Below are 26,426 nucleotides of genomic sequence, written 5' to 3'. Positions count from 1 at the left end.
GGATTGCCTTTCAGATTAACGAGGACGATGGATATGCGCGCTTTGAACGATGCCGAACGCGGCCATCAGAACCAGCATGGCCGAGCCGCCATAGCTGACCATGGGCAGCGGAACGCCGACAACCGGGGCAAGACCCATGACCATGGACATGTTGACGGCAAAGAACAGGAAGAAGTTCAGTGCAATGCCCAAAGTCACAAGCGATGAGAAACGGTCTTTGGTCGTCAGCGCGGTAACCATGCAGAAAATCAGGATCAGAGCATACAGGATCAACAGCGTGATGCCGCCGACGAACCCGAACTCTTCGGCCAGTGTGGTAAAGATGAAATCGGTATGTTTCTCGGGTAGGAAGTTCAACCGCGACTGAGTGCCCTGCATAAACCCGCGTCCGTTCCAGCCCCCGGATCCCAGGGCAATCTTGGACTGTGTAATGTGGTAACCCGCGCCAAGCGGATCGGTGGAAGGATCGAGAAACGTATCGATGCGCCTGAACTGGTAGTCCTTGAGCAATTGCCAGTCTGTCCCACGGCTGTTGAACACTGTGGCGATCAGCCCGACACCTGCTGCTATTACGGCGGCGAAATAGGCCCAGTGGACACCAGCCAGAAACATCAGGCCACCGCCAGCGGCCAGCAACAGGATCGACGTACCCAGGTCAGGCTGTTTGAGCACCATGAAGGTTGGGATCAGGATCAGGGCAACAGGGATAAGCACCCAAAGCGGGCGCGAGGTCTTGTGAGACGGCAACCAGTCGTAATAGGCGGCCAGCACCATGACCAGGGCAACCTTCATGACCTCGGACGGTTGAAGCCGCATGAACCCAAGGTCGATCCAGCGCTGCGCGCCCATGCCGACCGTGCCGAAAAGCTCGACAAAGATCAGCAGAACGATCGAGCCGAGATAGGCCAGAACCGACATGTTGCGCCAGAACCAGATCGGAACAAGCGCCACAATGAACATGGCCGCCAGACCCATCCCGAACCGCTCCATCTGCGGTTCGGCCCACGGGGTCCACGAACCGCCCGCCACCGAATACAGCATCAGGAACCCGGCACTGGCCGTGCTGATCAACAGCAGGGTCAGCGGCCAGTTCATATACAGAAACTTGCGAAACCCCGACGGCGTGGATTTGACGGCATATTCAAGATAGCTCATGCGCGGTCCTTTTCATCCGGACGCGCTTTGGGGCGGCGGTCGCCCTCCAACCTTTTTTGCTGTTCCTTGATGCGCTCGCGGTCGGCAACCGGATACGCCTCAAGCGGGGGCGTACCGTTGTAGAGCGCCTGAAGCATGATGTCCCGCGCGACAGGGGCGGCCGCCTTGGACCCGCCACCGCCATGTTCAACGACGACGGCTATGGCGTATTTCGGATTATCGTACGGGGCGAAGCTGACGAACAGCGCGTGGTCACGCCGTTCCCAAGGCAGATCTTCGTTTCGGATCACACCAGCAGCGCGTTCAGCCTTGGTAATGTTGCGGACCTGACTGGTACCCGTCTTGCCCGCCATGCGAAACTCATCTGCGATGATACGGCTGCGGTAGGCCGTTCCACGCCGGTCATTGGAGACCGAGAACATCGCTTTGCGCACCTGTGACAGGTTCCGCTGATTGACCGCAAGTGGCTCACCCGCGCCCGAGGGCTGTTCGACCCCGTTGACCGACCGGACCAGGCGCGGCGTCACGGCGCGGCCTGTGGCGATCCGCGCGGTCATGACGGCAAGCTGCATGGGCGAGGCCAGCATGAAGCCCTGACCGATCGAGGCGTTAGCGGTGTCCCCGACCAGCCATTCCTGCCCGTGGACCCGCTGTTTCCATTCCTGATTTGGCGCCAGCCCCCCTGCCACGGCCGACATCGGGATATCGTGCTTGATGCCCAGCCCGAAAGTTCGGGCCATGTCGGATATCCTGTCGATGCCCACGCGCAAGGCAACATCATAATAGTAGACGTCGCAACTGCGTTTGAGAGAGGTTTCAAGATCGACCGTACCGTGCCCGCCGCGTTTCCAGCAATGGAACCTGCGGCTGCCGACTTTCAGATGACCGGGGCAATATACCGTGTTGCCGGGTCCGATCACACCGGCCTCAAGCGCAGCCATGGCCGTGATCATTTTGAACGTCGACCCCGGTGGATAGGTACCCTGTACCGTCTTGTTTGCCAGCGGACGATATTTGTCCTGTGTCAGCGACCTGTAATCGGCGACCGAGATACCGCGTACAAACAGGTTGGGATCAAAGCTGGGGGCCGAGGCAATCGCACGCAGATCGCCGGTTTCGCAGTCTATCACAACCGCCGCCGCGCTTTCCCCGGCCAATCTGGCCTGTGCGTATTGCTGCAGATCGGCGTCGATCGACAATTGCAGGTCGGCCCCGGCTTCACCCTCCTGGCGGTCCAGTTCCCGCATCACGCGACCGGTCGCGTTGACCTCGACCCGCTTGGCCCCGGCCTTGCCGCGCAGGGTGGCCTCCTGCTTGGCCTCCAGCCCGACCTTGCCGATCTGAAACCGGGGGATGCGCAGAACCGGCTCGGGGTCTTCCATTTGGCTCAGGTCGTAGTCGCTGACCGGGCCGACATAACCGACGATATGGGCGAAATCCTCATACCGGGGATATTGGCGGGTCAGACCGACTTCGGGCGTCACGCCGGGCAGGGCCGGCGCGTTCACCGCAACTTTCGAGATGTCCTCCCACGTAACCTGATCTGCCAGCGTGACCGGCAGGAAGGGTGCGGACCGGCGCATTTCCGTGCGGGCACGCTCGATCTCATCCTCGTTCAGGGGGATCAGTTCCGAAAGCTTGGCAATGACCGAGTCGATATCACCCGCGTCTTCGCGCACGATCACGATCCGGTAGGACGGCGAGTTCTGGCCAATGACCTGTCCGTTCCGGTCATAGATGCGCCCGCGTGTCGGCGGGATCAGGCGGATGTTGATCCGGTTTTCCTCGGCCAGCAGCCGGTACTGATCGGCCTGATCAACCTGCATAAACCGCATCCGCGCGGCCAGACCACCGATAAAGACCGCCTGCAAACCACCCAGAACCAACGCCCGGCGCGGCAGACGTTTGTAGGCAAGGCCCTGGGATTTGGTGCGTTTCTGCTTCATGCCCGCGCCCCGACAATACCGGCATCCGCAGCTGAAATACGGCGGACGCCCATACCATTCTGACTGATCAGTACAATCAAGGGATAGATGGCGATGGTCAAAATCAGTTGAACAACTGTCGGCCAAAAAGCGGTCTGCTGGACCGACAGAACCGACAGAATGAAACGGTTCAGCACAAAGATACCGGTCATCACCGCCGCGACCGAGCTCCATTCGCCAAAAAATCCGATGTCCCGCATTCCCGGCGCTGCCGAGCGCAAATAGTTTGTTGCCACAACGACCAGTGCCGCCAGCAACCCCGGCGGCCGTTGCAGAAGCAGGTCGGCTATCAGCATGACAACGGCCACAATTGCGATGGGCGTGTATTCGGGGCGCCGAAGCACCCAAGCGAATGTGAGGGCGATCAGAACATCCGGAAACGGCCAGCGGTCCGGCTGGGTGTTCAGCGGCAACAGGTGCAGAAACAGCACAAGAACCACCAGAAAAACATAGAGGCAGCGCATGGCCCAGAGATGGGAAACCGCCTTATCCATCTGCGGCCTCGTCGGGGGTCAGGGATGCTTCGGGTCGCAGCGGACCAACAATATCCCCGGAATCACGAATGGCGGGCGCCGACTGGTAGCGCAGCACGCGCAGAAACTCGAGCCGCTCGAAATCGGCGGACAGACGCACGCGCAACCTGCCACCCGGATCGGCGGTGATCTGACCGATCAGCAATCCTGCCGGGAAAACGCCACCGTCGCCCGACGTAATGACCCGGTCGCCGGGTCGGACGAGTTCACGGTTTTCCAGAAACTCGACCAATGGTACCGCTGTGTTGTCCCCCTTGATCAAAGCGGTCTGCCCGGAAGGCTGGATGGTGGCAGGGATAGCGCTCGAGGCGTCCGTCATCAGGATGACACGCGCCGTGTCGGCGCCGACGCCGGAGATGCGCCCAACCAGCCCGATCCCGTCCATGGCGGCCCAGCCATCGACTATACCGTCCCGTCGTCCCACGTTCAGAAGGACAGACTGCCGGAAGGGGGAACCGCTGTCGGCCATGACAACACCGGTGATATAGGTCAGGCGCGGATCCAGCCGGACGTTGTTCAGGTCCAGCAACCGGGCGTTTTCCTGTTCCAGCTGCAACGCCGCCTCTTTCCAGGCGCGCATCCGGCGCAGTTCACTGCGCAATTCCCGGTTCTGTTCGCTCAATCGCTGATAGCTCTGGAAATCGCGGACCAGGTTGACCGTGGCCGTGACCGGCACCATGGCCCATTCCATCGAGGGCACCACGGCATCCACGACCTGAGCGCGAAACCTCTCGACCCGTGGGCTGTCAATGCGCCAGACCAGAAAGATACCCAGCAGGCACAAAACAACGATCCCCAACAACAAACGGCGTAAGGGGGTGGTGTATTCGTCGCGCTGTGATCGGTCCTTTGCCACAGGACTCCTTCCCGTGCTGCTCGCGCCCGATTGTTAACCCTGTATTGGAAGGGTGCGCGCCTTAGCTTTCGTAGTCAATCGCGTGGCGCAGTTGTTTTTCGTATTCCAGCGCCTTGCCGGTGCCCAAAGCCACACAATTCAGGCTTTCATCGGCAATCGACACGGCCAGACCGGTTTGTTCGCGCAGCGCCAGGTCCAAATCACCCAACAGAGCGCCACCGCCGGTCAGCATGACGCCCCGGTCCACAATGTCCGCTGCCAGATCGGGCGGCGTGGTTTCCAGCGCGGTCATCACCGCCTCGCAAATCTGCTGGACTGGTTCGGACAGCGCCTCGGCCACCTGAGCCTGGCTGATCTCGATTTCTTTCGGGACACCGTTCAGCAGGTCACGGCCGCGGATATGCATCGACTGGCCACGGCCGTCATCGGGCATCCGGGCAGTGCCGATGGTGGTTTTGATACGCTCGGCGGTCGATTCACCTACCAGCAGGTTCTGCTGACGGCGCAGGTACGAGATGATGGCCTCGTCCATCCGGTCCCCACCGACGCGAACCGAGCGGGCATAAACGATGTCGCCCAGCGACAGAACCGCAACTTCGGTTGTACCGCCACCGATATCGACAACCATGTTTCCGGTCGGATCGGTGATCGGCATTCCCGCGCCAATGGCGGCCGCAATGGGTTCAGCGATCAGACCCGCGCGACGGGCCCCTGCGGACAGAACCGACTGTCGGATTGCGCGCTTTTCGACCGGAGTCGCACCATGCGGAACACAGACTATGATTTTCGGTTTCGAGAAGGTCGAGCGCTTGTGCACCTTGCGGATGAAATGCTTGATCATTTCCTCGGCGGTGTCGAAATCGGCAATGACCCCTTCGCGCATCGGGCGGATGGCCTCGATGGAACCGGGGGTCCGGCCCAGCATCAGCTTGGCGTCTTCGCCCACAGCCAGCACTTTCTTCACGCCATCCTTGACGTGATAGGCGACCACAGAGGGTTCGGACAGAATGACGCCGCGCCCTTTGACATAAACCAGCGTGTTCGCCGTCCCAAGGTCAATGGCCATGTCCGCTGTGAACAGGCCGCCCAGATTGCCAAAGATCCCCATGTTTCCCCTGATCCTGTCTGTCAGAATTTTCTACTGCCCGCGACTCGACGGTTCCGGGACGGATGACTTATAGGGTGCCAACACGCCCGATTAAAGGCCTGATTCCGTGACAATCAGCGCCTTTTCGCCTCATTGATAGGGACTTTAGAAGGCAAAATGCTTTCATATCAACATATTTACCACGCCGGGAATCTGGCGGACGTGCAAAAGCACGCTTTGCTGGCCTGGACGCTGCGTTATCTGACGCAAAAAGACAAACCGCTGAGCTACATCGAAACCCACGCCGGACGCGGGCTATACCATCTGGACTCGGAGGAGGCCCGCAAAACCGGCGAAGCGGACGCGGGCATCGAAAGGGCGCGGCGAGAGGCCTGGTTCGATCCGGAACACCCGCTGGCCCGGGCAATCTCGGACATACAGGCCCGGTATGGACCGGCCTGTTACCCGGGTTCTCCCATGATCGCAGCCAGCCTGTTACGCCCACAGGACAATTTGCATTTCGCGGAACTGCACCCAAAGGAATACGCGGCCCTTTCAGGCGCGCTAACGGCCCGAAACGCACGGGTGTATCGGCAGGATGGCTACGAACTGGCGCAATCCCTGCTGCCGCCCACGCCGCGTCGTGGAATGTTGCTGATCGATCCCAGCTACGAGGTGAAGGCCGAATATGGTCGTTTACCGGGGATCGTCGCCAAACTGCACCGCAAGTGGAATGTCGGGGTGATCGCGCTGTGGTACCCGATTCTGGCCGATGACCGTCATAAGCCTATGCTGGCAGCCCTGACCAATCAGGCATTGCCAAAGGTGATGCGCCACGAAGTGATCTTCCCGCCTGCCCGGGAAGGGCACAACATGATCGGTTCAGGGATGTTCATAATCAACGCTCCGTACGGTTTCGAAGATGAAACCGCGCGGCTTACGGCCCTGTTCGACAGGATCTGAGAGACGTTCGCGCAAACAACGGGGGAACCCCCGCCCCGTTTGCCGGCATCAAAGATGCAGTCAATTGGTTTGGGCCCGGCACCGCGCCAAAGCGCGGCGCCGGGCCCAAAGCCGCAAGGTGGTTCTGCGCAGCCGAACCGCCGCGGGTGCGGGAGCATTCGCGCCCTTCAGGTCAGGTCCTTGTAGCTGATCTCACGCGTGTCCGCCCCGGGCCCGGCTTTTGCACGGCGCACGACCAGACGGTTGAGAGCATGGATATAAGCCTTGGCCGAGGCCACAACAGTGTCGGTATTCGCCGACTGGCCGGTTGCAATCATGCCATCCTCTTCCAGCCGCACCGATACTGTGGCCTGGGCGTCCGTCCCTTCGGTGACGGCATGCACCTGATAGAGCTGCAGATGAGCCTCGTTCGGGAAAATCGCGCGGATTGCCCTGAACGTCGCATCAACCGGGCCGTCACCGTATTCCGTGGCGATGACATCCTTTCCGTCAACCTCAAGCTCAACCGTCGATTCTGCCTGACCTCCGGTGCCGCAGGTGACTTTCATCGACACCAGTTGCAGAAAATCGTTAGCTTCGTCATCGTCCAGCGTCATCAGCGCGATGATGTCGTCGTCAAAGACCTCTTTCTTGCGGTCAGCCAGATCCTTGAACCGAACAAAGATGTCCTTGAGCTGGTTGTCACCGACCTCATAGCCCAGCGTGTTCAGCTTGTCCCGCAATGCCGCGCGGCCCGAGTGCTTGCCCAAGGGCAGCGAAGTGCCGGACAATCCCACATCCTCGGGGCGCATGATCTCAAAATTGTCGCGGTTTTTCAGCATCCCGTCCTGATGGATACCGCTTTCATGGGCAAAGGCGTTCTTGCCGACAATGGCCTTGTTGAACTGCACGTTGAAGCCCGACACTGTGGCGACCCGGCGCGAGATATGCATGATCTTGGTGGTGTCGATCCCGGTGCGGAACGGCATGATGTCATTGCGGGTCCGCATGGCCATCACAACTTCTTCCAGCGCGGTATTGCCCGCACGTTCGCCAAGGCCGTTGATGGTGCACTCGATCTGACGCGCCCCGCCGATCACGGCCGCCAGAGAGTTCGCGGTCGCCATCCCCAGGTCGTTGTGACAGTGGGTCGCGAACACGACTTCATCTGCGCCGGGAACGGTTTCGATCAGGCGCTTGATCAGATCGGCGGATTCCAGTGGTGCCGTATAACCGACAGTGTCGGGTATGTTGATCGTGGTCGCGCCTGCCTTGATCGCGATCTCGATAACGCGGCACAGGTAATCCCATTCCGTCCGGGTCGCGTCCATTGGCGACCACTGCACATTCTCGCACAGGTTGCGGGCATGGCTGACCGTTTCATGGATCTTTTCCGCCATTTCGTCCTGCGTGAGGTTCGGAATGGCGCGATGCAGCGGAGAGGTGCCGATGAATGTATGAATGCGGTTCTGTTCGGCGTGTTTGATCGCCTCCCAGCAGCGGTCGATATCCGCGAAATTTGCGCGGGCCAGACCGCAGATGCGACTGTTTTTTGAACGTTGGGCGATTTCGGAAACCGCTTTGAAGTCACCCTCAGAGGCGATTGGGAAACCGGCCTCGATGATGTCGACGCCCATGTCGTCCAGCAGCTCGGCGATCTCAAGCTTTTCGTCATGGGTCATGGTGGCGCCGGGGCTTTGCTCGCCGTCGCGCAAAGTGGTGTCAAAGATCAAGACGCGGTCTTGGTCGGTCACGTTGGTCATGGGATTCTCTTTCTTCTTCTGTCCTAAAGCCTACGGCGCGCGGGCGTCCTCCTCTGAGCGGGCGCGCCGAATGGCACGCTCAGAGGCGGATTAGGATCAGTAGGCCACGCAGCGACGCACCGCAAAAAGCGGTGTCGGCATAAGGGATATCTGCGCGGTTGATCATGACTGTGAGGTTATACAGAGCCCGCAAGGAATGAAAAGAACCAATTTGCGATCCTCTGACCGGACCCGGCCTTTTCAGCCGGGCATTGATTCAGACGGGTATCCTTCTAGGTTGGCGCACATGAAATCAGCATTGATCATCGGCTCAAGCGGAGGAATTGGACGCGCCATTTGCAGGCAGCTGGACCTGCAACAGGTCAGCGTGACCGGGTTGTCCCGCTCGGCCGATGGATTTGACATGACGAAACCCGACGCGGTTCACTCCGCGCTGGACAAGCTTCAGGGCCCGTTTGATCTGGTTCTGGTCGCCACTGGCGCGCTTGAGATCGATGGCCACGGGCCGGAAAAGACCATCCGGTCGCTGTCTTCAACGGCGATGATGGACCAGTTCGCGTTGAACGCGGTTGGGCCAGCCCTTGTGCTTAGCCACGCAAATCGGTTGCTGCCTCGGGATCGGCGTTCGGTTTTTGCCATCCTTTCCGCGCGCGTCGGTTCCATCGGGGACAACCGGCTTGGGGGATGGATCAGCTACCGCGCCGCAAAGGCAGCGGTCAATCAGATCACGCGCACCGCTGCAATTGAACTGGAACGCACGCATAAACAGGCGATTTACGTGGCGCTGCACCCCGGTACGGTCAAAACCGAGTTTACGCGGAAATATCTGGGGCGGCACCCGGCAGTCGAACCGGATGAAGCTGCCCGCAATCTGCTGTCCGTCATCGAAGGATTAATGCCTGCGGATAGCGGCGGCTTTTTTGACTGGGCCGGCGAGCGGATACCCTGGTAGGTAAGGGTCACCCATCCGAAGCGGCCGGTTCCTCAGCGTTTTCCTGCGGAGGTTCATCCGCATCTGTGGCGTCCTGGGATTCGTCAGCCTTTTCCGCCAGCGCACCATTTTCCCAGACACCGGTTTCTTCCAGCCCGTTGGCATATTTCATGGTGCCGTTGCCTTGCCGTTTGTTGTCAACAAAGCTGCCTTCATAAACGTCGCCGGTTGCGTAGGTGGCAATACCATCACCACTGATCTTGCCGTCAATCCAGCCGCCCGTGTAGCTGAACCCGTTTGGCGCTGTGATCGTTCCTTCGCCGTGGCGCTCACCGTTCCGGAAATCACCCTCGTAAACGGTGCCGTCGGCGAAACTGGCCTTGCCCTTGCCGTGCCGTTCGCCGTCAACCCATTCGCCCTCGTATCTGTAGCCGTTGGCAAATGTCAGAACGCCCTGGCCATGGCTGCGGGCATTCTTGAATTGTCCGTTGTAGACGACACCGCTGGGATAGGTCGCCTTGCCGTTGCCTTCGAACACACCGGCGATCCAGTCGCCTTCGTAGATCGTACCGTCCGCAAAAGTGTTCATACCCTTGCCGTGCGGCAGGTCAGCCTGAAAGTCCCCGACATAGGTTGATCCATCCGGATAGATCAACTCACCAAATCCCTCAATCTGGCCTTCGGACCACTCGCCGTTATAGTCGAACCCGTCCGCGCCGAGAAACCGGCCTTTGCCGTGGCGGCGATCATCCACATAGTCGCCTTCATATGTCGCGCCATTCTTGTAGGTCGCCTTGCCTTTTCCTTCGCGCCGACCTTCGACCATGTCCCCTTCGTAGACATCGCCGTTGGCCTGGGTGAGACGGCCCTTGCCGGTGATCAGATCCTGTGACCAGTCCCCCGTGTAGATCATCCCGTCAGAAAGCGTCAGCGTACCCTGGCCATGACGCAGCCCGTTTTCGATATCGCCTTCATAGACGCCGCCTTCGGCGTAAGTTATCCGGCCTTTGCCCTGCTTCACGCCGTCGACCCAATCACCGTCATAGACATAGCCGGCAGGATCCTTGATCATGCCCTTGCCGTGATGGCGGTCATCCTTGAACTCGCCTTCATACCGCATTCCGTTTGCGTATTCGGCGATACCTGTCCCGTTGATGGATCCGCCGGCCCAATCGCCTTCGTAGCTGCCGCCATCGGCAAAAACGATCTTGCCGCGCCCCTCGGGCTGGCCTTTTGCAAACATCCCTTCATAGACCGAGCCATTGGCGTAGCGCGCGATGCCCTTGCCCTTGATCTCGCCTTCGAACCATTCACCGGAATACTCGAAACCGTCCGGCAGGCGATACGTGCCGGTCCCATGACGTAGCCCGTTTTCAAACGTGCCCTCGTAGACGCCGCCAACCTCGTCATCGGCGATGATAACTTCGTCACCCTGCGCGGCCACGTTGACCGCCGTCAGGGCCAAAAGTGAAACGGCTATAGATATGCGAAACAAGTTCATGGGTTTTCACGCCTGGCCGGTCATGCTTTGAATGCGTTCTGTTGCGCAAAACTAAGGCACCACTCAGGGCAGGGCAACGGCTTTTGCCGCATTTGTCTTTTCCTCACGGTGCGATCTGGTAAATGGCAATAGGACAGTCGAGGGCAAGAGGGCAGTATGGCCGACCGTTTCCGCATCACTCTGGCGCAACTCAACCCCGTTGTCGGGGATATCGACGGCAATGCTGACAAAGCCCTTGCCGCCTGGGCACAGGGGCGCGATGCCAAGGCCGATCTGGTGGCGTTGCCCGAAATGTTCATCACCGGGTACAACACGCAGGATCTGATCCTGAAGCCGGTGTTTCACCAAGCGGCCATGGCTGCGGTCGATTCGCTTGCTGAACGCTGCGCCGATGGGCCGGCGCTGGCAATTGGCGGCCCGTGGGTTGAGGATGGCAAACTGTTCAACGCCTATTTGATCCTCAAGGGTGGGCGGATTTCCAGCAAAGTCCTGAAACATCACCTGCCCAATGAAACGGTTTTCGACGAAGTCCGCCTTTATGACGCCGGACCGCTGGGTGGCCCCTATTCGGTGGGCAACACCCGCATCGGCAGCCCGATTTGCGAAGACAGCTGGCACGAGGATGTAACCGAAACGCTGGCAGAAACCGGCGCCGAGTTTCTGCTGATCCCCAACGGATCACCGTATTTCCGCGACAAATACGACATACGCCTGAACCACATGGTGGCGCGCGTTATCGAAACCGGACTGCCGCTGATCTACCTCAACATGGTGGGCGGTCAGGACGACCAGGTTTTTGACGGCGGAACATTCGGCCTGAATCCGGGTGGAGAGCTGGCGTTCCGGATGCCCGTGTTTGATGAAGCGATCACACATATTGATCTGGAACGTAGCGAAGATGGCTGGCGCATTGCACCGGCAGAAATCGTGCCGCAACCGGATGAATGGGAACAGGATTATCGCGCAATGGTTCAGTCCTTGTGCGATTACATGGGGAAAACCGGGTTCGGCAAAGCCCTGCTTGGTCTGTCAGGCGGCATCGATTCCGCTCTGGTGGCGGCAATAGCGGTGGATGCGCTCGGGTCGGAAAACGTGCGCTGCGTGATGTTGCCGTCGGAATATACCAGCCAGGCCTCGCTGGACGACGCCGAGGCCGTCGCAAGGGCGTTAGGCGTGCACTACGATTTTGTTCCGATCTCGGAAAGCCGCGCCGCTGTCACCAATTCGCTCGCCCCGTTGTTTGAAGGTCGAAACGAAGACCTGACCGAAGAGAATGTTCAATCCCGCCTGCGTGGACTTCTGCTGATGGCAATTTCCAACAAGTTTGGCGAGATGCTGCTGACAACCGGCAACAAATCCGAGGTCGCGGTGGGATATGCCACCATTTATGGCGACATGAACGGCGGTTACAATCCGATCAAGGATCTGTACAAGACCCGCGTGTTCGAGACCTGCCGCTGGCGCAATGCCAATCATCGCGACTGGATGATGGGACCGGCGGGTGAGGTCATCCGCCCATCAGTTATCGACAAGCCCCCAACCGCTGAACTGCGCGAGGACCAAAAAGACAGTGACAGCCTGCCCGACTATCCGGTTCTGGATGCCATCCTGGAGATCCTGGTCGACCAGGACGGCTCGATCGCCGATTGCGTGGCGGCAGGTTTTGACGAGGCCGAGGCCCGTCGGGTCGAACATCTGATCTACATCAGCGAGTACAAGCGGTTTCAGTCTGCGCCGGGAACAAGGCTGACCAAACGCGCCTTCTGGTTGGATCGCCGGTATCCCATCGTGAATCGGTGGCGTGACACCGATTGAGTATCGGAACTGACCGTCGCGTTTATGGGTAGAAAACGTTCCCATAATGGAGCAACGGGAAACAGTCCGGTCAAAACCCACTCCTTTGTTTGCTAAGCTGGTCAGTTTGAACGGTTTTTTGCCGTCCGTTGCCGCTGCAGGCTTGTCCGATTGACAATGTTTTGCCACATTTAAGCTGCAATGCCGCCGCATGTGGGGCGAGTGTGACGCATTCCTGGCAGAACAAGATTTCAGGCGATGTGTTGGATTCAAGTGTGACGCATTGATCTGCGAATGTCTGAGTTAACGGTTTGGTGTTACAATGCATGACGAATATGAAAGGCCGTATTACCCGTATCTGCGTCTAAGGACGATGGAGTCCCCGGCACAGGAATTGGACGAGGCCGAATTGGAGGCCGCAATTGCCGCGGTCATGTGTGAGGAACTCTCGCAAAGCACTCCGTCGCTTCAAACAGTACGTTCCGAGTTTCCGGTGCTGGCTTCGGCTGAAGAGTTTTCGGAGCAGGCTGAACCTCAGCCAACCGGCCTGACGGCGACACTTCGTCAGAAGTGGGCCGAGTTTTCGGGCGCGGCGTAGTCCAGCTCACAGAATTTCGCTGGAAATTTTGGTCTCATTGCTTTCAATTGCGGCTCGAGCTGGAGGGCGCGATCGAAAGCAACTGCGCCACGCCCCCGGATCGCCCCTGATACACCGCGAACGGTCGCCAAATCATGAAGTCTTCGGAAAAAGAGACGGGTGCCCGGCGTCTTGTCACCGCGCCCAGAAGGCCTTCGGCTGTTTGAGCCGTTCGTGATTTCAACGTCATGCCAATTTGCAACCCTCGTTACGTGCCACGGTGCTTTGCAATCGACCTACCGAACTGACAAAAATTCCGTCATTTTGACGGCTTCTGGGTGCGATTCGTCAGATTGGCCCCTATGAAGCGTAACCCCTTTCAGCCATTTTCCACGCAAGACAGTTTTTATGGAGAAACTGATGCCCTGGAATATTTGTGTCATCGGGGCCGGCAAGATCGGGCAGATGATCGCGACGCTTTTGAAAGGGTCGCCGAATTACAGTGTTACCGTTGCGGATCATGACCTGAAAGCCTTGGGCGATATCGCGAAAATAGGCGTTGGCACCAAACAGATCGACGCCACTGACGCGGACGGCATGGCCAAAGAGCTAACGGGATTTGATGCCGTCATTTCGGCAGCACCGTTCTTTCTGACCCCGACCATTGCCAAGGCAGCCAAGGCTGCGGGCGCGCATTATTTCGACCTGACCGAAGATGTCGCCGCAACCCAGGCAGTGCGCGAGCTTGCCGAGGGCAGCCAGACGGCGTTCATGCCGCAGTGCGGCCTGGCACCCGGCTTTGTCGGGATTGCCGGCGCTTCGCTGGCGGCAGAGTTTGACGAGATCGATAGCCTGCATATGCGGGTGGGTGCATTGCCGCTGTATCCGACGAATGCGCTGAAATACAATCTGACCTGGTCAACCGACGGGCTGATCAACGAATACTGCAACCCGTGCGATGCCATCGTGAACGGCAAGCTGGTCAAGACTGCACCGCTGGAAGATTACGAGGTTCTGGGCCATGACGGCGTGGAATACGAGTGCTTCAACACTTCCGGTGGCTTGGGCACTTTGCCGGAAACGCTGGAAGGCAAGGCGCGGGCCGTGTCCTATCGCTCGATCCGCTATCCGGGCCATTGCGACATTCTGAAACTGCTCCTGAACGATCTGGGGCTGGAACGCCGCCGCGATCTGCTGAAAGAGATTTTCGAGGCCGCATTGCCCCGCACCGACCAGGACGTCGTTCTGGTTTACTGCACCGCCAAGGGCAGGATTGACGGGGTGCTGCGCGAGAAGTCTCTGATCAACAAGTCCTTTGCCCGCACCATCAACGGACAGGTCTGGAGCGCCATTCAGGTCACCACCGCCGCAGGTGTTCTGGGCGTAGTCGACCTGATGCGCATCGGCGCACTGTCCGCGAAGGGGTTTGTCCGGCAGGAACAGGTCAAACTTGATGACTTCCTCAACACCGAATTCGGCCAGCTTTATCGCGCTGGTGACGTCACCAAACAGAACAAGGCAGCCTGAGATATGAAAGACATTGTGATGACAGCCCAAACCACGCTTGCGAATTTGGATCTGACCGAGGCCGAACTGAACGGCGGCACGCTCAAGGTGACGTCTCCGATCGATGGCAGCCTGCTGGCCCAAATACACGAGCCACCGGTTGCGGAGATGGACGCTGTTTTTGCCCGCGCGCAATCGGCATTCAAAGCCTGGCGTGTTGTTCCTGCACCGCGCCGCGGCGAGCTTATCCGCCTGCTGGGCGAGGAGCTGCGGGCCGCCAAGGATGATCTGGGCGCTCTGGTCAGCTGGGAAGCTGGCAAGATCACCTCGGAAGGTCTGGGCGAAGTGCAGGAGATGATCGATATCTGCGACTTCGCTGTCGGTCTGTCGCGTCAGCTTTACGGTCTGACCATCGCCTCGGAACGCCCCGGTCACCGGATGATGGAGACATGGCATCCGGCAGGTCCGGTCGGCGTGATCTCGGCCTTCAACTTCCCGGTCGCGGTCTGGTCCTGGAACGCGGCGCTGGCCCTGGTCTGTGGCGATCCGGTGATCTGGAAGCCGTCCGAGAAGACGCCGTTGACCGCCATGGCCTGCCAGAAGATTTTTGAGCGCGCGCTGGCCCGGTTCGGCGATGCGCCTGACGGCCTGCTGCAAACCCTGATCGGGGGCGCCGCGCTGGGTGAAGCGCTGGTGGCCAGCGAGGATGTTCCGGTGATCTCGGCCACAGGTTCGACCCGCATGGGCCGCGCGGTGGCCCCCATCGTGGCGCAACGTTTCGGCAAGTGCATTCTGGAGCTGGGCGGAAACAACGCAATGATCGTTGGCCCTTCGGCCGATCTGGAAATGGCGGTTCGTGCCATCGTGTTCTCGGCTGTTGGCACCGCCGGTCAGCGCTGCACCACCCTGCGTCGCCTGATCGCGCACAACTCGATCCGCGAGGAACTGGTGAGCCGTCTGAAGAAGGCCTATGCCGGTCTGCCCATCGGCAATCCGCTGGCTGAAGGCACCCTGGTCGGCCCGCTGGTAGATGAAGCCTCGGGCGCGGCCATGACCGTAGCGCTGGAGGCCGCAAAAGCCGAGGGTGGAACTGTCTTTGGCGGCAACCGGGTGACCGAAAACGTGCCGGCCGGCGTCTACATGGAGCCCGCTATCGTCGAAATGCCCGGTCAAAGCGCGGTGGTGAAGACCGAAACCTTTGCGCCGATCCTTTATGTCATGGGATATGACGACTTTGCCGAAGCGCTGGACATTCAGAATGATGTGCCGCAGGGCCTGTCATCCTGCGTGTTCACCCTGAACATGCGCGAGGCCGAGCAATTCCTGACTGCGGCAGGATCGGATTGTGGCATCGCCAATGTCAACATCGGACCGTCCGGCGCCGAGATCGGTGGCGCGTTTGGCGGTGAAAAAGAAACCGGCGGCGGGCGCGAAAGTGGCTCGGATGCCTGGAAGGCATACATGCGCCGCCAGACCAACACCGTGAACTACTCGGCCGAACTGCCGCTGGCGCAGGGCGTCAAGTTCGACATTTAGGCTTTCGTCCATTGAGATTGGCCGATCAGCCGATCTGACAGGTCAAAGATACAAAACTGAAATTCCCCCGGGTGCAGATGCTCGGGGGAATTTTGTTTCGAATGGGTTTTGCGGGCTTCTGATCCAATATGCCTGTAATGCGCTTCCGCTACATTCCGGAAAGCCCCGCATTTGTGTTCAACAGAAACTGGCGAAAGATCGGACTGCTCGCCGCGCCAATGCCGCGCGCGTTTTCCCCGACCGCTGCACTTTCAACGACCGGCGGGATCAGCCCCCGCTTGTCCTGGTTGGCCAGATAGCGACGCACCCTTGAAACCAGTTCTTCCCTGACCTCCGGCGGGAATGCCCCATCTATGAAGATTGCCTCGAAATCAATGACAGCACAGATCGAGAGCGCGGCTTTGGCCAATTCCTGAGCTGTCGTGCCAATCCACGGCTCAACATACCGGGAAATGCTGCTCCAATCCTGCGGCTTCTTCCAGAGAATGCCCGGATCGACACCCGCTTCGACCAGCCTGTCCTCAAGCAAAAACAGCGAGGCGGTGTCGATCAACTGCTGGCTTTCGCCCAGGGGGCCGGTGGTGCGCATCGCGCCCAGGGCCCCGGCGTTGCCCTGGTTGCCCTCGAACACCGTGCCATTCAAAGCGACCCCGCCGCCGATCATCGAGCCGATGAAAAAGTAGAAATAGTCGCGGTATTCCGCGCCGCGACCGTAGAGATGTTCGGCGTGACACGCTGCTGTCGCATCGTTGACGACAAAAACAGGCAAACTGCTGAACCTGGCCACCTCGGTAAAGAAGTTTACGTTCTTCCAGGACCGGAACTGTTTGGCCGCCAGCCCCGTCAGGTCATGCCACTTCCAAAGCTCGAACGGGGTGCCAATTCCAATCCCGCAAACGCGGTCCCGCAGTTTCCGGGGCTCATGCACCAAAAGCGTTTCCAGGCCAGCCTCCAGAAACCCGAATACGGCTTCTGGCAGCGGGTAGTCATAAGTGGTGGAAAGCTGGCGGCGCGGCTTGCCTGTAAAGTCGATCAAAAGCAGGTCTGCACTGCGCCGCCCAATCTTCATGCCGACCGAAAGGATGCCTTCCGGGTTCAACTCCATCGGGACCGAAGGCTTGCCAACTTTCCCACGTAAAGGGGTTCCACGTTTGAGAATCTCATCCTTTTCAAGTTTGCGAAGGATGATTGAAACGGTCTGAGGAGAAAGGCCGGTCAACCGGGCAACATCCGCACCCGCTGCCGGTCCATGACGTTGTAAAACCGTCAAAATCAGGCGTTCGTTATGATCGCGAACACCGCTTTGACTTACCCCGCCGGTCAGCATTTTAAGTGCTTCTTTCTCCATAATCCCGAACATAACCACCTTGTTTTCTTATGAAAAGATATCTGATCGAATTAATAAATAAACTTTATTTACTTATTGACATCGAGGCTCGAATCGCGGTTTGTTGAATACGACCTGCATTGGAGGATGGAGGTAGGTCTCGCTGGTGCGCCATGCGGGACGACGATGATTTTATGGGAGGACAACATGAGAAATTTACTCAAGCTTGCCGTATCGGCGACTGCACTCACACTGGCTGCCGCATCTGCGCAAGCGGCCGGTGAGACCGTCTGCCTGATCACCAAGACTGATACCAATCCATTTTTTGTAAAAATGAAGGAGGGTGCGACCGCGAAGGCGGAAGAGCTTGGCATGACCCTGAAGGCTTTTGCCGGCAAAATCGACGGCGACCACGAAACTCAGGTCCAGGCGATTGAAACCTGCATCCTCGATGGCGCCAAGGGAATTCTGCTGACAGCGTCTGACACAAGTTCGATTGTCCCCGCGGTTCAGCAGGCTCGGGACGCTGGTGTTCTTGTGATCGCATTGGATACGCCGCTCAGCCCGATTGACTCGGCGGACGCGACATTTGCGACAGATAACTACAAGGCAGGCCTGCTGATCGGGCAATGGGCGAAGGCCAAAATGGGTGATGCAGCAGCGGACGCCAAAATCGCGACGCTTGATCTGAATGTCAGCCAGCCGACCGTGGACGTTCTGCGCAATCAGGGCTTCCTCGACGGGTTCGGAGTGGAATTGGCGGATCCAAATGTTATCGGCGATGAAACAGACGCACGGCTGGTCGGCAGCGACGTGACCGACGGAAACGAAGAAGGTGGACGCCGTGCCATGGAAAACCTTCTGGCCAAGGATTCAACGATCAACGTGGTTCACACGATCAATGAACCGGCGGCGGCGGGTGCCTATGAGGCTCTGAAATCCATCGGGCGTGAAAACGACGTGTTGATCGTTTCGGTCGATGGCGGCTGCCCCGGCGTACAAAACGTTGAGGCCGGAGTGATTGGTGCCACAAGCCAGCAATACCCCTTGCTGATGGCGTCGCTTGGTGTTGAGGCCGTGAAGAAATGGGCCGACGAGGGCGTGAAGCCAGAAAACACACCCGGTAAAGACTTCTACGATACCGGCGTTGCGCTGATTACCGATCAGCCCGTTGATGGTGTGGAATCGATTTCGGTCGCTGAAGGCTTGGAGCTCTGCTGGGGCTAAGCGCAGGCCTGTTGGATGAGGCGCGCCGAAGCGCCTCATCATTCCTTTCGCCAGCAAACCGAAACTTCCTGTACACTAATCTCGTGGGCGGCATGACGCCCACGAAAAGGGGGAGATATGTCCGAAGCAAACCAAAGCGCCCAGGGATTTGAATCCGCAGCCAGCAAAACAGAAACTGTTGCGACTTTTGAGGATCATCGCCACGGCGTTCTGGGGAAGTTGCAGCATCTTCTGCATGTTAACCCGTCCTTTGTGCCGCTAATCGTCCTGGTCGGTGCGATTTTGATTTTCGGACTGCTTTTGGGCTCAAAGTTCTTTTCGCCCTTCGCGATGACCCTGATCCTTCAGCAGGTGCAGATCGTCGGCATCGTGGCCGCAGCGCAAAGCCTGGTCATTCTGACCGCTGGCATCGATCTGAGCGTTGGCGCGATCATGGTGTTTTCTTCTGTCATCATGGGGCAGTTTTCCTTCCGATACGGCATTCCGGTGCCAATTGCCGTTATGTGCGGACTGGCCGCCGGAACCATGATCGGAGCGCTCAATGGCTGGCTTGTCAGTCGCGTCAAGCTTCCCCCCTTCATCGTCACGCTTGGAATGTGGCAGATCGTTCTGGCCACAAATTTCCTGTATTCCGCGAACGAAACCATTCGCAGTCAGGACATCGAGGCAAACGCCCCCTTCCTTCAGTTCTTCGGCACCAAGTTCAGCATCGGTGGAGCAACCTTCACCGTTGGCGTCATATTCATGCTCGTGCTGATCTTTGTGTTGGCCTACGCGCTCAAACACACGGCCTGGGGCCGACATGTCTACGCAGTGGGGGACGATCCAGAAGCCGCAGAACTATCAGGGGTCAATGTCCACAGAACTTTGATGTCGGTCTACATGTTGTCCGGTCTGATCTGTGCATTCGCTGGCTGGGCTCTGATCGGGCGCATCGGATCGGTCTCGCCGACATCCGGGCAATTGGCCAACATCGAAAGCATCACCGCGGTTGTGATCGGGGGTATCTCGCTGTTTGGGGGGCGCGGTTCAATTCTGGGGTCCCTGTTTGGTGCCCTGATCGTCGGCGTCTTCACGCTTGGCCTCAGGCTACTGGGCGCGGACGCGCAGTGGACCTTCCTGCTTATCGGACTTCTCATCATCGCGGCGGTCGCGGTTGACCAATGGATCAGAAAGGTATCGGGCTGATGTCAGACACAACTCCAGTCGTCCAGGGCCGCGGGATCGTAAAACGCTATGGCCACGTAACCGCCATCGACCATTCCGATTTTGAGCTGCGTCAGGGCGAAATCCTGGCGGTCATCGGGGATAACGGCGCGGGCAAATCATCCATCGTCAAGGCAATCTGCGGCGCAACGATCCCGGATGAGGGCGATATCCTGATAGAGGGGAAGAAGGTCAACTTCACCTCTCCGATTGATGCGAGGAACATGGGGATCGAGATCGTCTACCAACAACTTGCGATGTCCCCTGCCCTTTCGATTGCGGATAACATGTTCATGGGCCGCGAGATCCGCAAACAGGGCTTCATGGGAAAATACCTGCGTCAGCTCGACCGGCCAGCCATGGAGAAGTTCGCGCGTGACAAACTGACCGAGCTTGGTTTGATGACCGTTCAATCGATCAATCAGGCAATCGAAACCCTGTCCGGAGGCCAGCGCCAGGGCGTGGCCGTTGCCCGTGCCGCTGCGTTTGCGACCAAGTTCATCATCATGGACGAGCCAACAGCCGCACTGGGCGTGAAAGAAAGCCGCAAGGTGCTTGAACTCATCCAGGATGTTCGGGCGCGGGGCATTCCGATCATCCTAATCAGCCACAACATGCCCCATGTCTTCGAAGTCGCCGATCGTATTCACGTACACAGGTTGGGCAAACGGCTTTGCACAATCGATCCCAAGGACTACACGATGTCCGACGCCGTGGCTTTCATGACCGGCGCCAAGGAACCCCCGAAAGAGGACGCCGCGTGATCGAGCAGGACGTAAAACACGTTTGCGACCTGATCGCCGCCCGACGGCAGGCCGGTGTCCGGATGATTGTCGCAATCGCCGGCCCCCCTGCATCCGGAAAATCGACCCTGGCGGAGGCCGTCGTTCAATCGCTCAATACTGATCAGGGCTCGGGGGTTCCACACGCAACGCTGGTGCCCATGGACGGTTATCATCTGGACAACCGCGTCCTTGAAGCACGGGGACTACTGGCAAAAAAAGGGGCCTCGGAAACCTTCGATGCGGTTGGATTTTGCAAGGCGATCAAGGACTTGCAGTCCGCGCAGCATGAGGTCTTTCACCCAAAATTCGACAGGCAGATGGATCTGGCGATTGCAAACGCGATTGCCGTTCATCCAGAAACTCCGATTGTCGTCGTTGAGGGGAACTACCTTCTGATGGACAGTGATCCCTGGAATGCATTGGCGGATGTCTTTGCCCTGACGGTTTTTGTCAGCCCGACATTGGAAGAACTCGAAAGCAGACTGCAACAACGGTGGATCAAACACGGCCTCGACCCGGTAACGGCACTGCAACGCGCAACCGGGAACGACCTGCCCAACGCCGAACTGGTTCTTGGAAAAAGTCGGAAGGCCGATCTGGTCCTAAATCAGAACTATACCGAATTCGGCGTGCGCTACGCGTTCTGAACCGCCGAGTAGTCAAACCAAAAAGATGCGCCAGATCCTCTCTTAGATCACGCCCCCAACGGCCCCAAAACCCCTGCCGATGGACCGTTTAAAAATACTTCAATGAATGGAAATCGGTCGGTCAGTCGATCCTGTGAAGCGGCATCCTGATATCGAGCAGCAATCAACCAAGCATCCATCTCGGTCGCGAGATTTGGTGGGTGTTAAGGTACCACGGCCCTTCTGTTCTAAAAAACTAATAGACTAGCTCGTCAGAGGACGTTCCATGAAATAGACATACGGCTGCCATTCGTTGGGAAATTCGTCGGGATGTGGTGCGTCCACAAAGCCTGCAGCTTCATACATTGACCGGGCGTGTGTGAGAAACTTCGCCGACGAAAAACGCACACGTTGATAACCGTCTTCGATCAATTGCTCGAACATGTGATCCAAGAGCTGGCGACCAAATCCAAAGCCACGACCATTGTCGTTCACGAACATGCGGTTAAACTCGGCAACTCCGGGACGCGCCTCGTTGTACATCACGCATCCAACCGGTTGATCATCGAGCAACGCGAGAAGAATGCCGCCATGTGGTCTGGCATGTAGAGAGGGGAGATCGTCCAGTATTGCCTGAAACCGGGCCGGGTCCATCGGGTTTCCTTTGGTTGGCCAGTCGGTTGGGTAGTTTTTCCAATGCCAGTCCAACCACTGTTGGCACAAGTCGCGGACTTGTTCGAATTCGGCCTCAGTCGATGCCATTCGTATCAAGACTTCCATTGTTTCAGCTTACCCACCTAAGTCTGTTGGAACACGGTCAATATGAGCCAAGCGCTCTCGCATAGTTCTTTACGCCGATCAGGAGTAAGGATTTCTGACTGAGCGGTCCGCGGACAGGCTCTGCTGATCCCTTCGCACCAGAAGCTCAATGGCGTCAGCGAGATGTTCCTTATCGATATGGTGATCTCCGCGAGCCACCCGGATGCGGTGCGCTTCTATCATAACGTCGGCGTGTCGGCAGCCTTCGGGTGGCTCAAATCGGTACGAGGCCAATTCGATCCGCAGCCCGAGCGGATCACGAAAGTAAATCGAATCCATGAATCCGCGATCGACAGGACCGGTATGCGCGACGCCGCGCGCATCAAGCCTGGCCGGAACCTGCCAGAATGTCGCTTGGCTTACATTCAGGGCAAGGTGGTGCAGTGACCCGGTGTCTTCGGGAACAATGGTTGGGTCACGCTTGCGGTCCTCATTTGTGAAGACGGTAATCAATCGACCGTCACCGGGATCGAAGTAAAGATGCCCCTCATTCGGATTGTCGAGGTTCGGTTGATCGAATACAAACGGCATACCCAACACACCTTCCCAAAAGTCGATCGAGGTTTGCCGATCCGCTCCGACAAGCGTGATATGGTGAACTCCCTGGGTTTGGATTTTTCGCAGTTCGTCGCTCTTTTCCATTGCCGTTACCACCCTGTTTTGACTTTAGTTATCATACAACGGCGGAACGCCAGAACGAACCATCGGTTTCGTCCGCAAACCAGACCTTGGCTTTTTGTAAATTTGGACCCGCTGTCGGTACTTGAGCGGACGCTCGACGGACACCTGAACAAATGAACGGTGACATTACCGGACTATATGTCACTCGCAGGAAAGCGTCCGGTTGCTCAGGCGGCATCGATTTAGTGCGTTTCCTTTTGCGTCAATCGCCTCCATCGACCAACTGTCTCCAACCTCTCTGGTCAACATCAGGAAGCCGAAATCACTGTTGTTGACCACAAGACTTGCCAGGCTTCCGGCGACTTCAACATTGGTCAAAGCCCCTGTTGGCATTGGATCCAGCTGTGTCCCGCCGTTGCCGCTTATCCCCTGCACCGGCCCATCTGCCAAATCGATTGCCTGAAACGCGTGAATATGGCCAGACAGGACAAGGTTCAATGTTTCTGGCATGGCCTCGCCAAATGCCGCGCGCTGCGTGTCGTCGCCATCGATCAGTTCACCGAAGGCACACATGTTTACCCAAAGTGGGCGATGAGTGAGAAACCAGGTTTCGCCACTGATGTTTGCAAACAAATCCCCGGCCATTCGACCATATTCGGGCAACAGATCGGGGCTGCTTTGTGGTGCGGGACCGGTGGACGAGTCGAATGCGATCAGATCAAACCCGTCGACAGAGGCTACCCAGGGTTCAGTCACAGCCGGACAATCATCCGGAACGAAACCAGGTGCAAAATACCGGAACCACCCTTTGTCGCCGCGTCCGCAACTTTCGTGATTGCCTCTGACAAATATGAAGGGGGCAAGAGCGAAAAGGGTTTCGGCCGGGTCCAACCAATCTGCAGACCAGGCCCGGAAATTGTCACCAAAAGGGGAACCACCGCACTTTTCCGGGTCTGGGCAATCGCTTGATCGGTACAGGTAATCGCCAACGTGGATGATCAGATCCGGTGATCTGGATGCAATTTCTGCCGCAATCGATTCCAATGGCCAGGCAACCGGGTCATTGCAGGCCTGAGCGCTGCCGCCCCGAATGCGGCAGCCGGTATCTCCAATCACGACAATCCGCAGGACGCTTGGATTTAGAATTGGCAGCGCGTTTCCCTCAAGCATTATCTGTTGCGCCCTTTTTGGCGCGCGATGCTCGCAAACGGTTTCCGGGAACTGGCTAACTGGCAGCGCCCTTTTTTTCATGGCGACAGAATGGCCGTCGATTTGCAAAATAGGGCAGTCAGGCGATGTAGAGGTTGCGCGTACAACAACTTCGTCATCGGGCCCAAGCTGGACCCAATGATGCACAACATCAGCGACAGAAGACGCAGCGCCGAAACAAAGCAAACTCAATGCCGCGAAAACGAGTGAACCGGTCCTGACCAACACGCGGGTACCTCTTTCGAAGAATGTCACAAATCTACGGTCGGGCCCTTGAAAGTCCAGTGTACATGAAATCCTGCTGATGCTGGTCGGAAGGAAATCCCGTAAAGCTGCGATGTGGATTGCATCCAGTAACCGAGCCCCAAAGTTTGTGACAATAGCGGAAAACACATCTTTGGAAATGAAAGGCTGCTGTGCCTGCAACTTGCGGTTTCCACACTTTTTTGATTGATGGCCGCCGCAAACCAAAAGCATTCCATTTACGTTCTACATTGCAGCCACTTCGAAGCAACAACTGCCGTGGTCTTGGCCCCCTTTGACACAAATGAAAATTACTTGTGTGATCAGGCGGTACGGCGGCAAAACGATCTGGAGGAGTGAGTTCTGATGTCAGTGGGAGTAAAAGTCGTAGCGTTCGTGTTAGCTGCGGGTAGCGTAAGTGCGCAAGACAACCGGATAGTCCACGATGGTGAGTTCGCATATCTGCGTGCCCAATTTGGCGAGCAGTGGGACGCGCAGGACGTTGAGATCGACGCCCGCCTCGAGGAGTTGCGCGAGGCAAACGGCGATGCACCTCCTAACATCCTCTACGTCCTGATAGACGATGTGAGCTTTGGCCTAATGGGCAATCGGGCCATGAATTATGTTGCGGGTTTCGACACGCCCAACATCAACCAATTCGCTGAAGAAAGCCTTTCTTTGATGCGAATGTACACCGAGCCTTCATGCACACCCACGCGCACAGCTTTCCTGACCGGACGTCACCCCGTGCGTGCCGGTCAGGAAGAGGTGAAGGTTGCTCTTGTCGGAGAAGGCCTTTCGTCCGAGGAAGTGACGCTCCCCGAGGTGCTCAAACAAGCTGGTTACAATACCGCACATGTCGGGAAATGGCATCAGGGCGATATCGAGCAATCCTTCCCTCATAATCAGGGATTTGATGTCGCCTTCTTTCCCGTCCACCAGCAAGTGCAACTCAGTTTGATGACACGCGAGGCTATGGTGGCCAACAATATGCTGGGCTTCCATTCCTCGGGGCAGTCCAATCAGTTTGCGATCGATGAGCGTTTCAAGCCGTACGGTCTGGTGACCGGTCTGGAGGCCGAGGCGGGTGGATTGGCGCGTGAGGTCGACATCGAGGCCGGCGAGGAATGGACCCAGGCACATTACGAGCGGATGAACGAACGCTACCAGCAGCAAATACTTGAACAACTGGAACGATTGGCTGGCCAGGATGCGCCGTTCTTCCTGCAATACTGGCCGCTGTATCCCCTGAACTTTGTCTACTCAGACCAACAACGGACCAGAAACGGCGGATTCATGGCCGACAAGATGGAGGTCATCGATGATTGGTTTGGCGAGGTGATCGCCAAGGTGGATGAACTCGGTATCGCTGAAAACACCCTGATCGTCTTCATGGCCGACAATGGGATTTTCAAACAATACTCTCCGAATTCAGGAATGCAGCAATTGATCTATCGCGGCGGAAAAGCCGAACATCTGGAGGGCGGCGTTCGGGTCGACGCCTTTGTCCGCTGGCCCGGTGCGATTGAGGAAGGCAGTTATGCGGGCGATATCGTGCACGTATCAGACCTTTTCACCACCTTGGCCAGAATTGGTGGCGCCAGCGCCTTCATTCCGCGCGACCGCATTATTGACGGCATCGATCAAACTGCGTTGTTCCTGGAGGGAGAAGGAAACTCGCGCAGGGATTATGTCTACATCTACGAGGGCCCGGTTCTTCGCTCTGTTGTGAAGCAGGAATTCAAGATGCACATGCCACCGCCCGGTGTTCCCGGCGCGGCAGCACCGGTCTTCAATCTCCTGCGCGACCCACGGGAAGAGATGCCGGACATTGGAGGCTCGCTTTGGTCTGGTGCGTCCTTTCAGGACATGGTCAAGCGCCATCAGAAAATGATCGCAAAATACCCGCACCTGCCACTCGGCAAAGGCGTTCCCTATGAGGGAATTGAAAACCTGCGCCCGGAAAGCGAACTGGCCCGCGAGGTCTTCGCAAGCTGGCAATGACGTTCATTCCAGGTGATCGCCCAGGCGTTCGTCTGGTATCGCTAGCCCATTTGCCAACGGACATTGGTCCTGGGCAACATCGGTTGCCGGACATCTCAGCCTTCTGGAGTATACCAGATTGGCGAAGTGTAAGCGCGCTCCTGTGTTGAGGTAGGCACATCTGCGGGCAGTTCGTCCCCGAACCGAACGGCAT

Annotated in this window: 23 protein-coding genes; 11 read left to right on the top strand and 12 right to left on the bottom strand. The window is 57.9% G+C overall.

The window, feature by feature from the left end:
* Positions 1 to 15 precede the first annotated feature (15 nt).
* The 5 genes from rodA to ACR0J8_RS20220 all read right to left on the bottom strand — a co-directional run bounded on the left by rodA (position 16) and on the right by ACR0J8_RS20220 (position 5,637).
* The gene (rodA, locus tag ACR0J8_RS20240) at positions 16 to 1,155 is read right to left on the bottom strand and encodes a rod shape-determining protein RodA (protein ID WP_170615727.1); all 1,140 of its coding nucleotides are present in this window, start codon (positions 1,153 to 1,155) and stop codon (positions 16 to 18) included.
* The gene (gene mrdA, locus ACR0J8_RS20235; protein ID WP_170615729.1) at positions 1,152 to 3,101 is read right to left on the bottom strand and encodes a penicillin-binding protein 2; all 1,950 of its coding nucleotides are present in this window, start codon (positions 3,099 to 3,101) and stop codon (positions 1,152 to 1,154) included. The genes rodA and mrdA overlap by 4 nt, the downstream gene beginning before the upstream one ends.
* The gene (locus ACR0J8_RS20230; protein WP_480526981.1) at positions 3,098 to 3,634 is read right to left on the bottom strand and encodes a rod shape-determining protein MreD; all 537 of its coding nucleotides are present in this window, start codon (positions 3,632 to 3,634) and stop codon (positions 3,098 to 3,100) included. The genes mrdA and ACR0J8_RS20230 overlap by 4 nt, the downstream gene beginning before the upstream one ends.
* Positions 3,627 to 4,529, bottom strand: coding sequence for a rod shape-determining protein MreC (mreC, locus tag ACR0J8_RS20225; RefSeq protein WP_170681826.1), 903 nt, complete (start codon positions 4,527 to 4,529; stop codon positions 3,627 to 3,629). The genes ACR0J8_RS20230 and mreC overlap by 8 nt, the downstream gene beginning before the upstream one ends.
* Before the next feature lie 61 nt (positions 4,530 to 4,590).
* The gene (locus ACR0J8_RS20220) at positions 4,591 to 5,637 is read right to left on the bottom strand and encodes a rod shape-determining protein (protein ID WP_039523195.1); all 1,047 of its coding nucleotides are present in this window, start codon (positions 5,635 to 5,637) and stop codon (positions 4,591 to 4,593) included.
* A 156-nt stretch (positions 5,638 to 5,793) separates the two neighbouring features.
* On the opposite strand from ACR0J8_RS20220, the gene ACR0J8_RS20215 reads away from it, so the two are divergent.
* Positions 5,794 to 6,579, top strand: a complete 786-nt coding sequence (locus ACR0J8_RS20215; protein ID WP_480891974.1) for a 23S rRNA (adenine(2030)-N(6))-methyltransferase RlmJ — start codon at positions 5,794 to 5,796, stop codon at positions 6,577 to 6,579.
* 167 nt (positions 6,580 to 6,746) lie between these two features.
* Here the strand turns inward: ACR0J8_RS20215 and ACR0J8_RS20210 are convergent, their stop codons facing one another.
* Positions 6,747 to 8,321 (bottom strand): 2-isopropylmalate synthase, encoded by a 1,575-nt coding sequence (locus ACR0J8_RS20210; RefSeq protein ID WP_170615737.1) that lies wholly within the window; start codon positions 8,319 to 8,321, stop codon positions 6,747 to 6,749.
* A 286-nt stretch (positions 8,322 to 8,607) separates the two neighbouring features.
* Here ACR0J8_RS20210 and ACR0J8_RS20205 point away from each other — a divergent pair, with 286 nt between their 5' ends.
* Positions 8,608 to 9,273, top strand: a complete 666-nt coding sequence (locus ACR0J8_RS20205; protein ID WP_480891972.1) for an SDR family NAD(P)-dependent oxidoreductase — start codon at positions 8,608 to 8,610, stop codon at positions 9,271 to 9,273.
* Positions 9,274 to 9,280: 7 nt separating this feature from the next.
* Here the strand turns inward: ACR0J8_RS20205 and ACR0J8_RS20200 are convergent, their stop codons facing one another.
* The gene (locus ACR0J8_RS20200) at positions 9,281 to 10,753 is read right to left on the bottom strand and encodes an MORN repeat-containing protein (RefSeq protein ID WP_480527646.1); all 1,473 of its coding nucleotides are present in this window, start codon (positions 10,751 to 10,753) and stop codon (positions 9,281 to 9,283) included.
* A 156-nt stretch (positions 10,754 to 10,909) separates the two neighbouring features.
* Here ACR0J8_RS20200 and ACR0J8_RS20195 point away from each other — a divergent pair, with 156 nt between their 5' ends.
* The 4 genes from ACR0J8_RS20195 to amaB all read left to right on the top strand — a co-directional run bounded on the left by ACR0J8_RS20195 (position 10,910) and on the right by amaB (position 16,166).
* On the top strand, positions 10,910 to 12,568 hold the full coding sequence (locus tag ACR0J8_RS20195) for an NAD+ synthase (RefSeq protein WP_480527648.1): 1,659 nt from the start codon (positions 10,910 to 10,912) through the stop codon (positions 12,566 to 12,568).
* 301 nt (positions 12,569 to 12,869) lie between these two features.
* The gene (locus tag ACR0J8_RS20190; protein ID WP_480527650.1) at positions 12,870 to 13,145 is read left to right on the top strand and encodes a hypothetical protein; all 276 of its coding nucleotides are present in this window, start codon (positions 12,870 to 12,872) and stop codon (positions 13,143 to 13,145) included.
* A gap of 399 nt (positions 13,146 to 13,544) precedes the next feature.
* Positions 13,545 to 14,651 (top strand): saccharopine dehydrogenase family protein, encoded by a 1,107-nt coding sequence (locus ACR0J8_RS20185; RefSeq protein ID WP_480527652.1) that lies wholly within the window; start codon positions 13,545 to 13,547, stop codon positions 14,649 to 14,651.
* 18 nt (positions 14,652 to 14,669) lie between these two features.
* Entirely contained in the window at positions 14,670 to 16,166 is a 1,497-nt protein-coding gene (gene amaB / locus ACR0J8_RS20180) for an L-piperidine-6-carboxylate dehydrogenase (protein WP_480527654.1), read from the top strand.
* A 148-nt stretch (positions 16,167 to 16,314) separates the two neighbouring features.
* On the opposite strand, the gene ACR0J8_RS20175 is transcribed toward amaB, so the two are convergent.
* On the bottom strand, positions 16,315 to 17,514 hold the full coding sequence (locus tag ACR0J8_RS20175; protein WP_480527668.1) for an ROK family transcriptional regulator: 1,200 nt from the start codon (positions 17,512 to 17,514) through the stop codon (positions 16,315 to 16,317).
* A 186-nt stretch (positions 17,515 to 17,700) separates the two neighbouring features.
* On the opposite strand from ACR0J8_RS20175, the gene ACR0J8_RS20170 reads away from it, so the two are divergent.
* The 4 genes from ACR0J8_RS20170 (at position 17,701) to ACR0J8_RS20155 (ending at position 21,358) form a co-directional block, all read left to right on the top strand.
* Positions 17,701 to 18,720, top strand: a complete 1,020-nt coding sequence (locus ACR0J8_RS20170) for a substrate-binding domain-containing protein (RefSeq protein WP_480527656.1) — start codon at positions 17,701 to 17,703, stop codon at positions 18,718 to 18,720.
* Positions 18,721 to 18,837: 117 nt separating this feature from the next.
* On the top strand, positions 18,838 to 19,908 hold the full coding sequence (locus tag ACR0J8_RS20165) for an ABC transporter permease (protein ID WP_170615753.1): 1,071 nt from the start codon (positions 18,838 to 18,840) through the stop codon (positions 19,906 to 19,908).
* Complete coding sequence (locus tag ACR0J8_RS20160; protein ID WP_480527658.1) at positions 19,884 to 20,690, top strand: ATP-binding cassette domain-containing protein; 807 nt, start codon at positions 19,884 to 19,886, stop codon at positions 20,688 to 20,690. The genes ACR0J8_RS20165 and ACR0J8_RS20160 overlap by 25 nt, the downstream gene beginning before the upstream one ends.
* Positions 20,687 to 21,358: a nucleoside triphosphate hydrolase gene (locus tag ACR0J8_RS20155; protein WP_480527660.1), complete on the top strand. Its 672-nt coding sequence runs from the start codon at positions 20,687 to 20,689 to the stop codon at positions 21,356 to 21,358. Before ACR0J8_RS20160 ends, ACR0J8_RS20155 begins: the two co-directional genes overlap by 4 nt.
* Before the next feature lie 243 nt (positions 21,359 to 21,601).
* Here the strand turns inward: ACR0J8_RS20155 and ACR0J8_RS20150 are convergent, their stop codons facing one another.
* The 3 genes from ACR0J8_RS20150 to ACR0J8_RS20140 form a co-directional block, all read right to left on the bottom strand.
* The gene (locus tag ACR0J8_RS20150) at positions 21,602 to 22,099 is read right to left on the bottom strand and encodes a GNAT family N-acetyltransferase (RefSeq protein WP_480527662.1); all 498 of its coding nucleotides are present in this window, start codon (positions 22,097 to 22,099) and stop codon (positions 21,602 to 21,604) included.
* A 96-nt stretch (positions 22,100 to 22,195) separates the two neighbouring features.
* Complete coding sequence (locus ACR0J8_RS20145) at positions 22,196 to 22,780, bottom strand: VOC family protein (protein ID WP_480527670.1); 585 nt, start codon at positions 22,778 to 22,780, stop codon at positions 22,196 to 22,198.
* A 198-nt stretch (positions 22,781 to 22,978) separates the two neighbouring features.
* Positions 22,979 to 24,028, bottom strand: coding sequence for a metallophosphoesterase (locus ACR0J8_RS20140; RefSeq protein ID WP_480891965.1), 1,050 nt, complete (start codon positions 24,026 to 24,028; stop codon positions 22,979 to 22,981).
* Positions 24,029 to 24,595: 567 nt separating this feature from the next.
* On the opposite strand from ACR0J8_RS20140, the gene ACR0J8_RS20135 reads away from it, so the two are divergent.
* Positions 24,596 to 26,233, top strand: a complete 1,638-nt coding sequence (locus ACR0J8_RS20135; RefSeq protein WP_480527666.1) for a sulfatase-like hydrolase/transferase — start codon at positions 24,596 to 24,598, stop codon at positions 26,231 to 26,233.
* A gap of 95 nt (positions 26,234 to 26,328) precedes the next feature.
* Here ACR0J8_RS20135 and ACR0J8_RS20130 read toward each other — a convergent pair.
* Positions 26,329 to 26,426: DUF3604 domain-containing protein (locus ACR0J8_RS20130; RefSeq protein ID WP_480523828.1), on the bottom strand; the 98-nt coding region annotated here is incomplete at its 5' end.

The sequence above is a fragment of the Ruegeria sp. N11 genome (assembly GCF_056531525.1).
This window is presented reverse-complemented; position numbering and strand designations above follow the sequence as displayed.

Bases quoted from the DNA above. Each gene is read 5' to 3' on its own strand.
- rodA (WP_170615727.1), bottom strand. From the start codon at position 1,155: ATGAGCTATCTTGAATATGCCGTCAAATCCACGCCGTCGGGGTTTCGC.
- mrdA (WP_170615729.1), bottom strand. From the start codon at position 3,101: ATGAAGCAGAAACGCACCAAATCCCAGGGCCTTGCCTACAAACGTCTG.
- ACR0J8_RS20230 (WP_480526981.1), bottom strand. From the start codon at position 3,634: ATGGATAAGGCGGTTTCCCATCTCTGGGCCATGCGCTGCCTCTATGTT.
- ACR0J8_RS20220 (WP_039523195.1), bottom strand. From the start codon at position 5,637: ATGGGGATCTTTGGCAATCTGGGCGGCCTGTTCACAGCGGACATGGCC.
- ACR0J8_RS20215 (WP_480891974.1), top strand. From the start codon at position 5,794: ATGCTTTCATATCAACATATTTACCACGCCGGGAATCTGGCGGACGTG.
- ACR0J8_RS20210 (WP_170615737.1), bottom strand. From the start codon at position 8,321: ATGACCAACGTGACCGACCAAGACCGCGTCTTGATCTTTGACACCACT.
- ACR0J8_RS20205 (WP_480891972.1), top strand. From the start codon at position 8,608: ATGAAATCAGCATTGATCATCGGCTCAAGCGGAGGAATTGGACGCGCC.
- ACR0J8_RS20200 (WP_480527646.1), bottom strand. From the start codon at position 10,753: ATGAACTTGTTTCGCATATCTATAGCCGTTTCACTTTTGGCCCTGACG.
- ACR0J8_RS20195 (WP_480527648.1), top strand. From the start codon at position 10,910: ATGGCCGACCGTTTCCGCATCACTCTGGCGCAACTCAACCCCGTTGTC.
- ACR0J8_RS20190 (WP_480527650.1), top strand. From the start codon at position 12,870: ATGCATGACGAATATGAAAGGCCGTATTACCCGTATCTGCGTCTAAGG.
- ACR0J8_RS20185 (WP_480527652.1), top strand. From the start codon at position 13,545: ATGCCCTGGAATATTTGTGTCATCGGGGCCGGCAAGATCGGGCAGATG.
- amaB (WP_480527654.1), top strand. From the start codon at position 14,670: ATGACAGCCCAAACCACGCTTGCGAATTTGGATCTGACCGAGGCCGAA.
- ACR0J8_RS20175 (WP_480527668.1), bottom strand. From the start codon at position 17,514: ATGGAGAAAGAAGCACTTAAAATGCTGACCGGCGGGGTAAGTCAAAGC.
- ACR0J8_RS20170 (WP_480527656.1), top strand. From the start codon at position 17,701: ATGAGAAATTTACTCAAGCTTGCCGTATCGGCGACTGCACTCACACTG.
- ACR0J8_RS20165 (WP_170615753.1), top strand. From the start codon at position 18,838: ATGTCCGAAGCAAACCAAAGCGCCCAGGGATTTGAATCCGCAGCCAGC.
- ACR0J8_RS20160 (WP_480527658.1), top strand. From the start codon at position 19,884: ATGGATCAGAAAGGTATCGGGCTGATGTCAGACACAACTCCAGTCGTC.
- ACR0J8_RS20150 (WP_480527662.1), bottom strand. From the start codon at position 22,099: ATGGCATCGACTGAGGCCGAATTCGAACAAGTCCGCGACTTGTGCCAA.
- ACR0J8_RS20140 (WP_480891965.1), bottom strand. From the start codon at position 24,028: ATGAAAAAAAGGGCGCTGCCAGTTAGCCAGTTCCCGGAAACCGTTTGC.
- ACR0J8_RS20135 (WP_480527666.1), top strand. From the start codon at position 24,596: ATGTCAGTGGGAGTAAAAGTCGTAGCGTTCGTGTTAGCTGCGGGTAGC.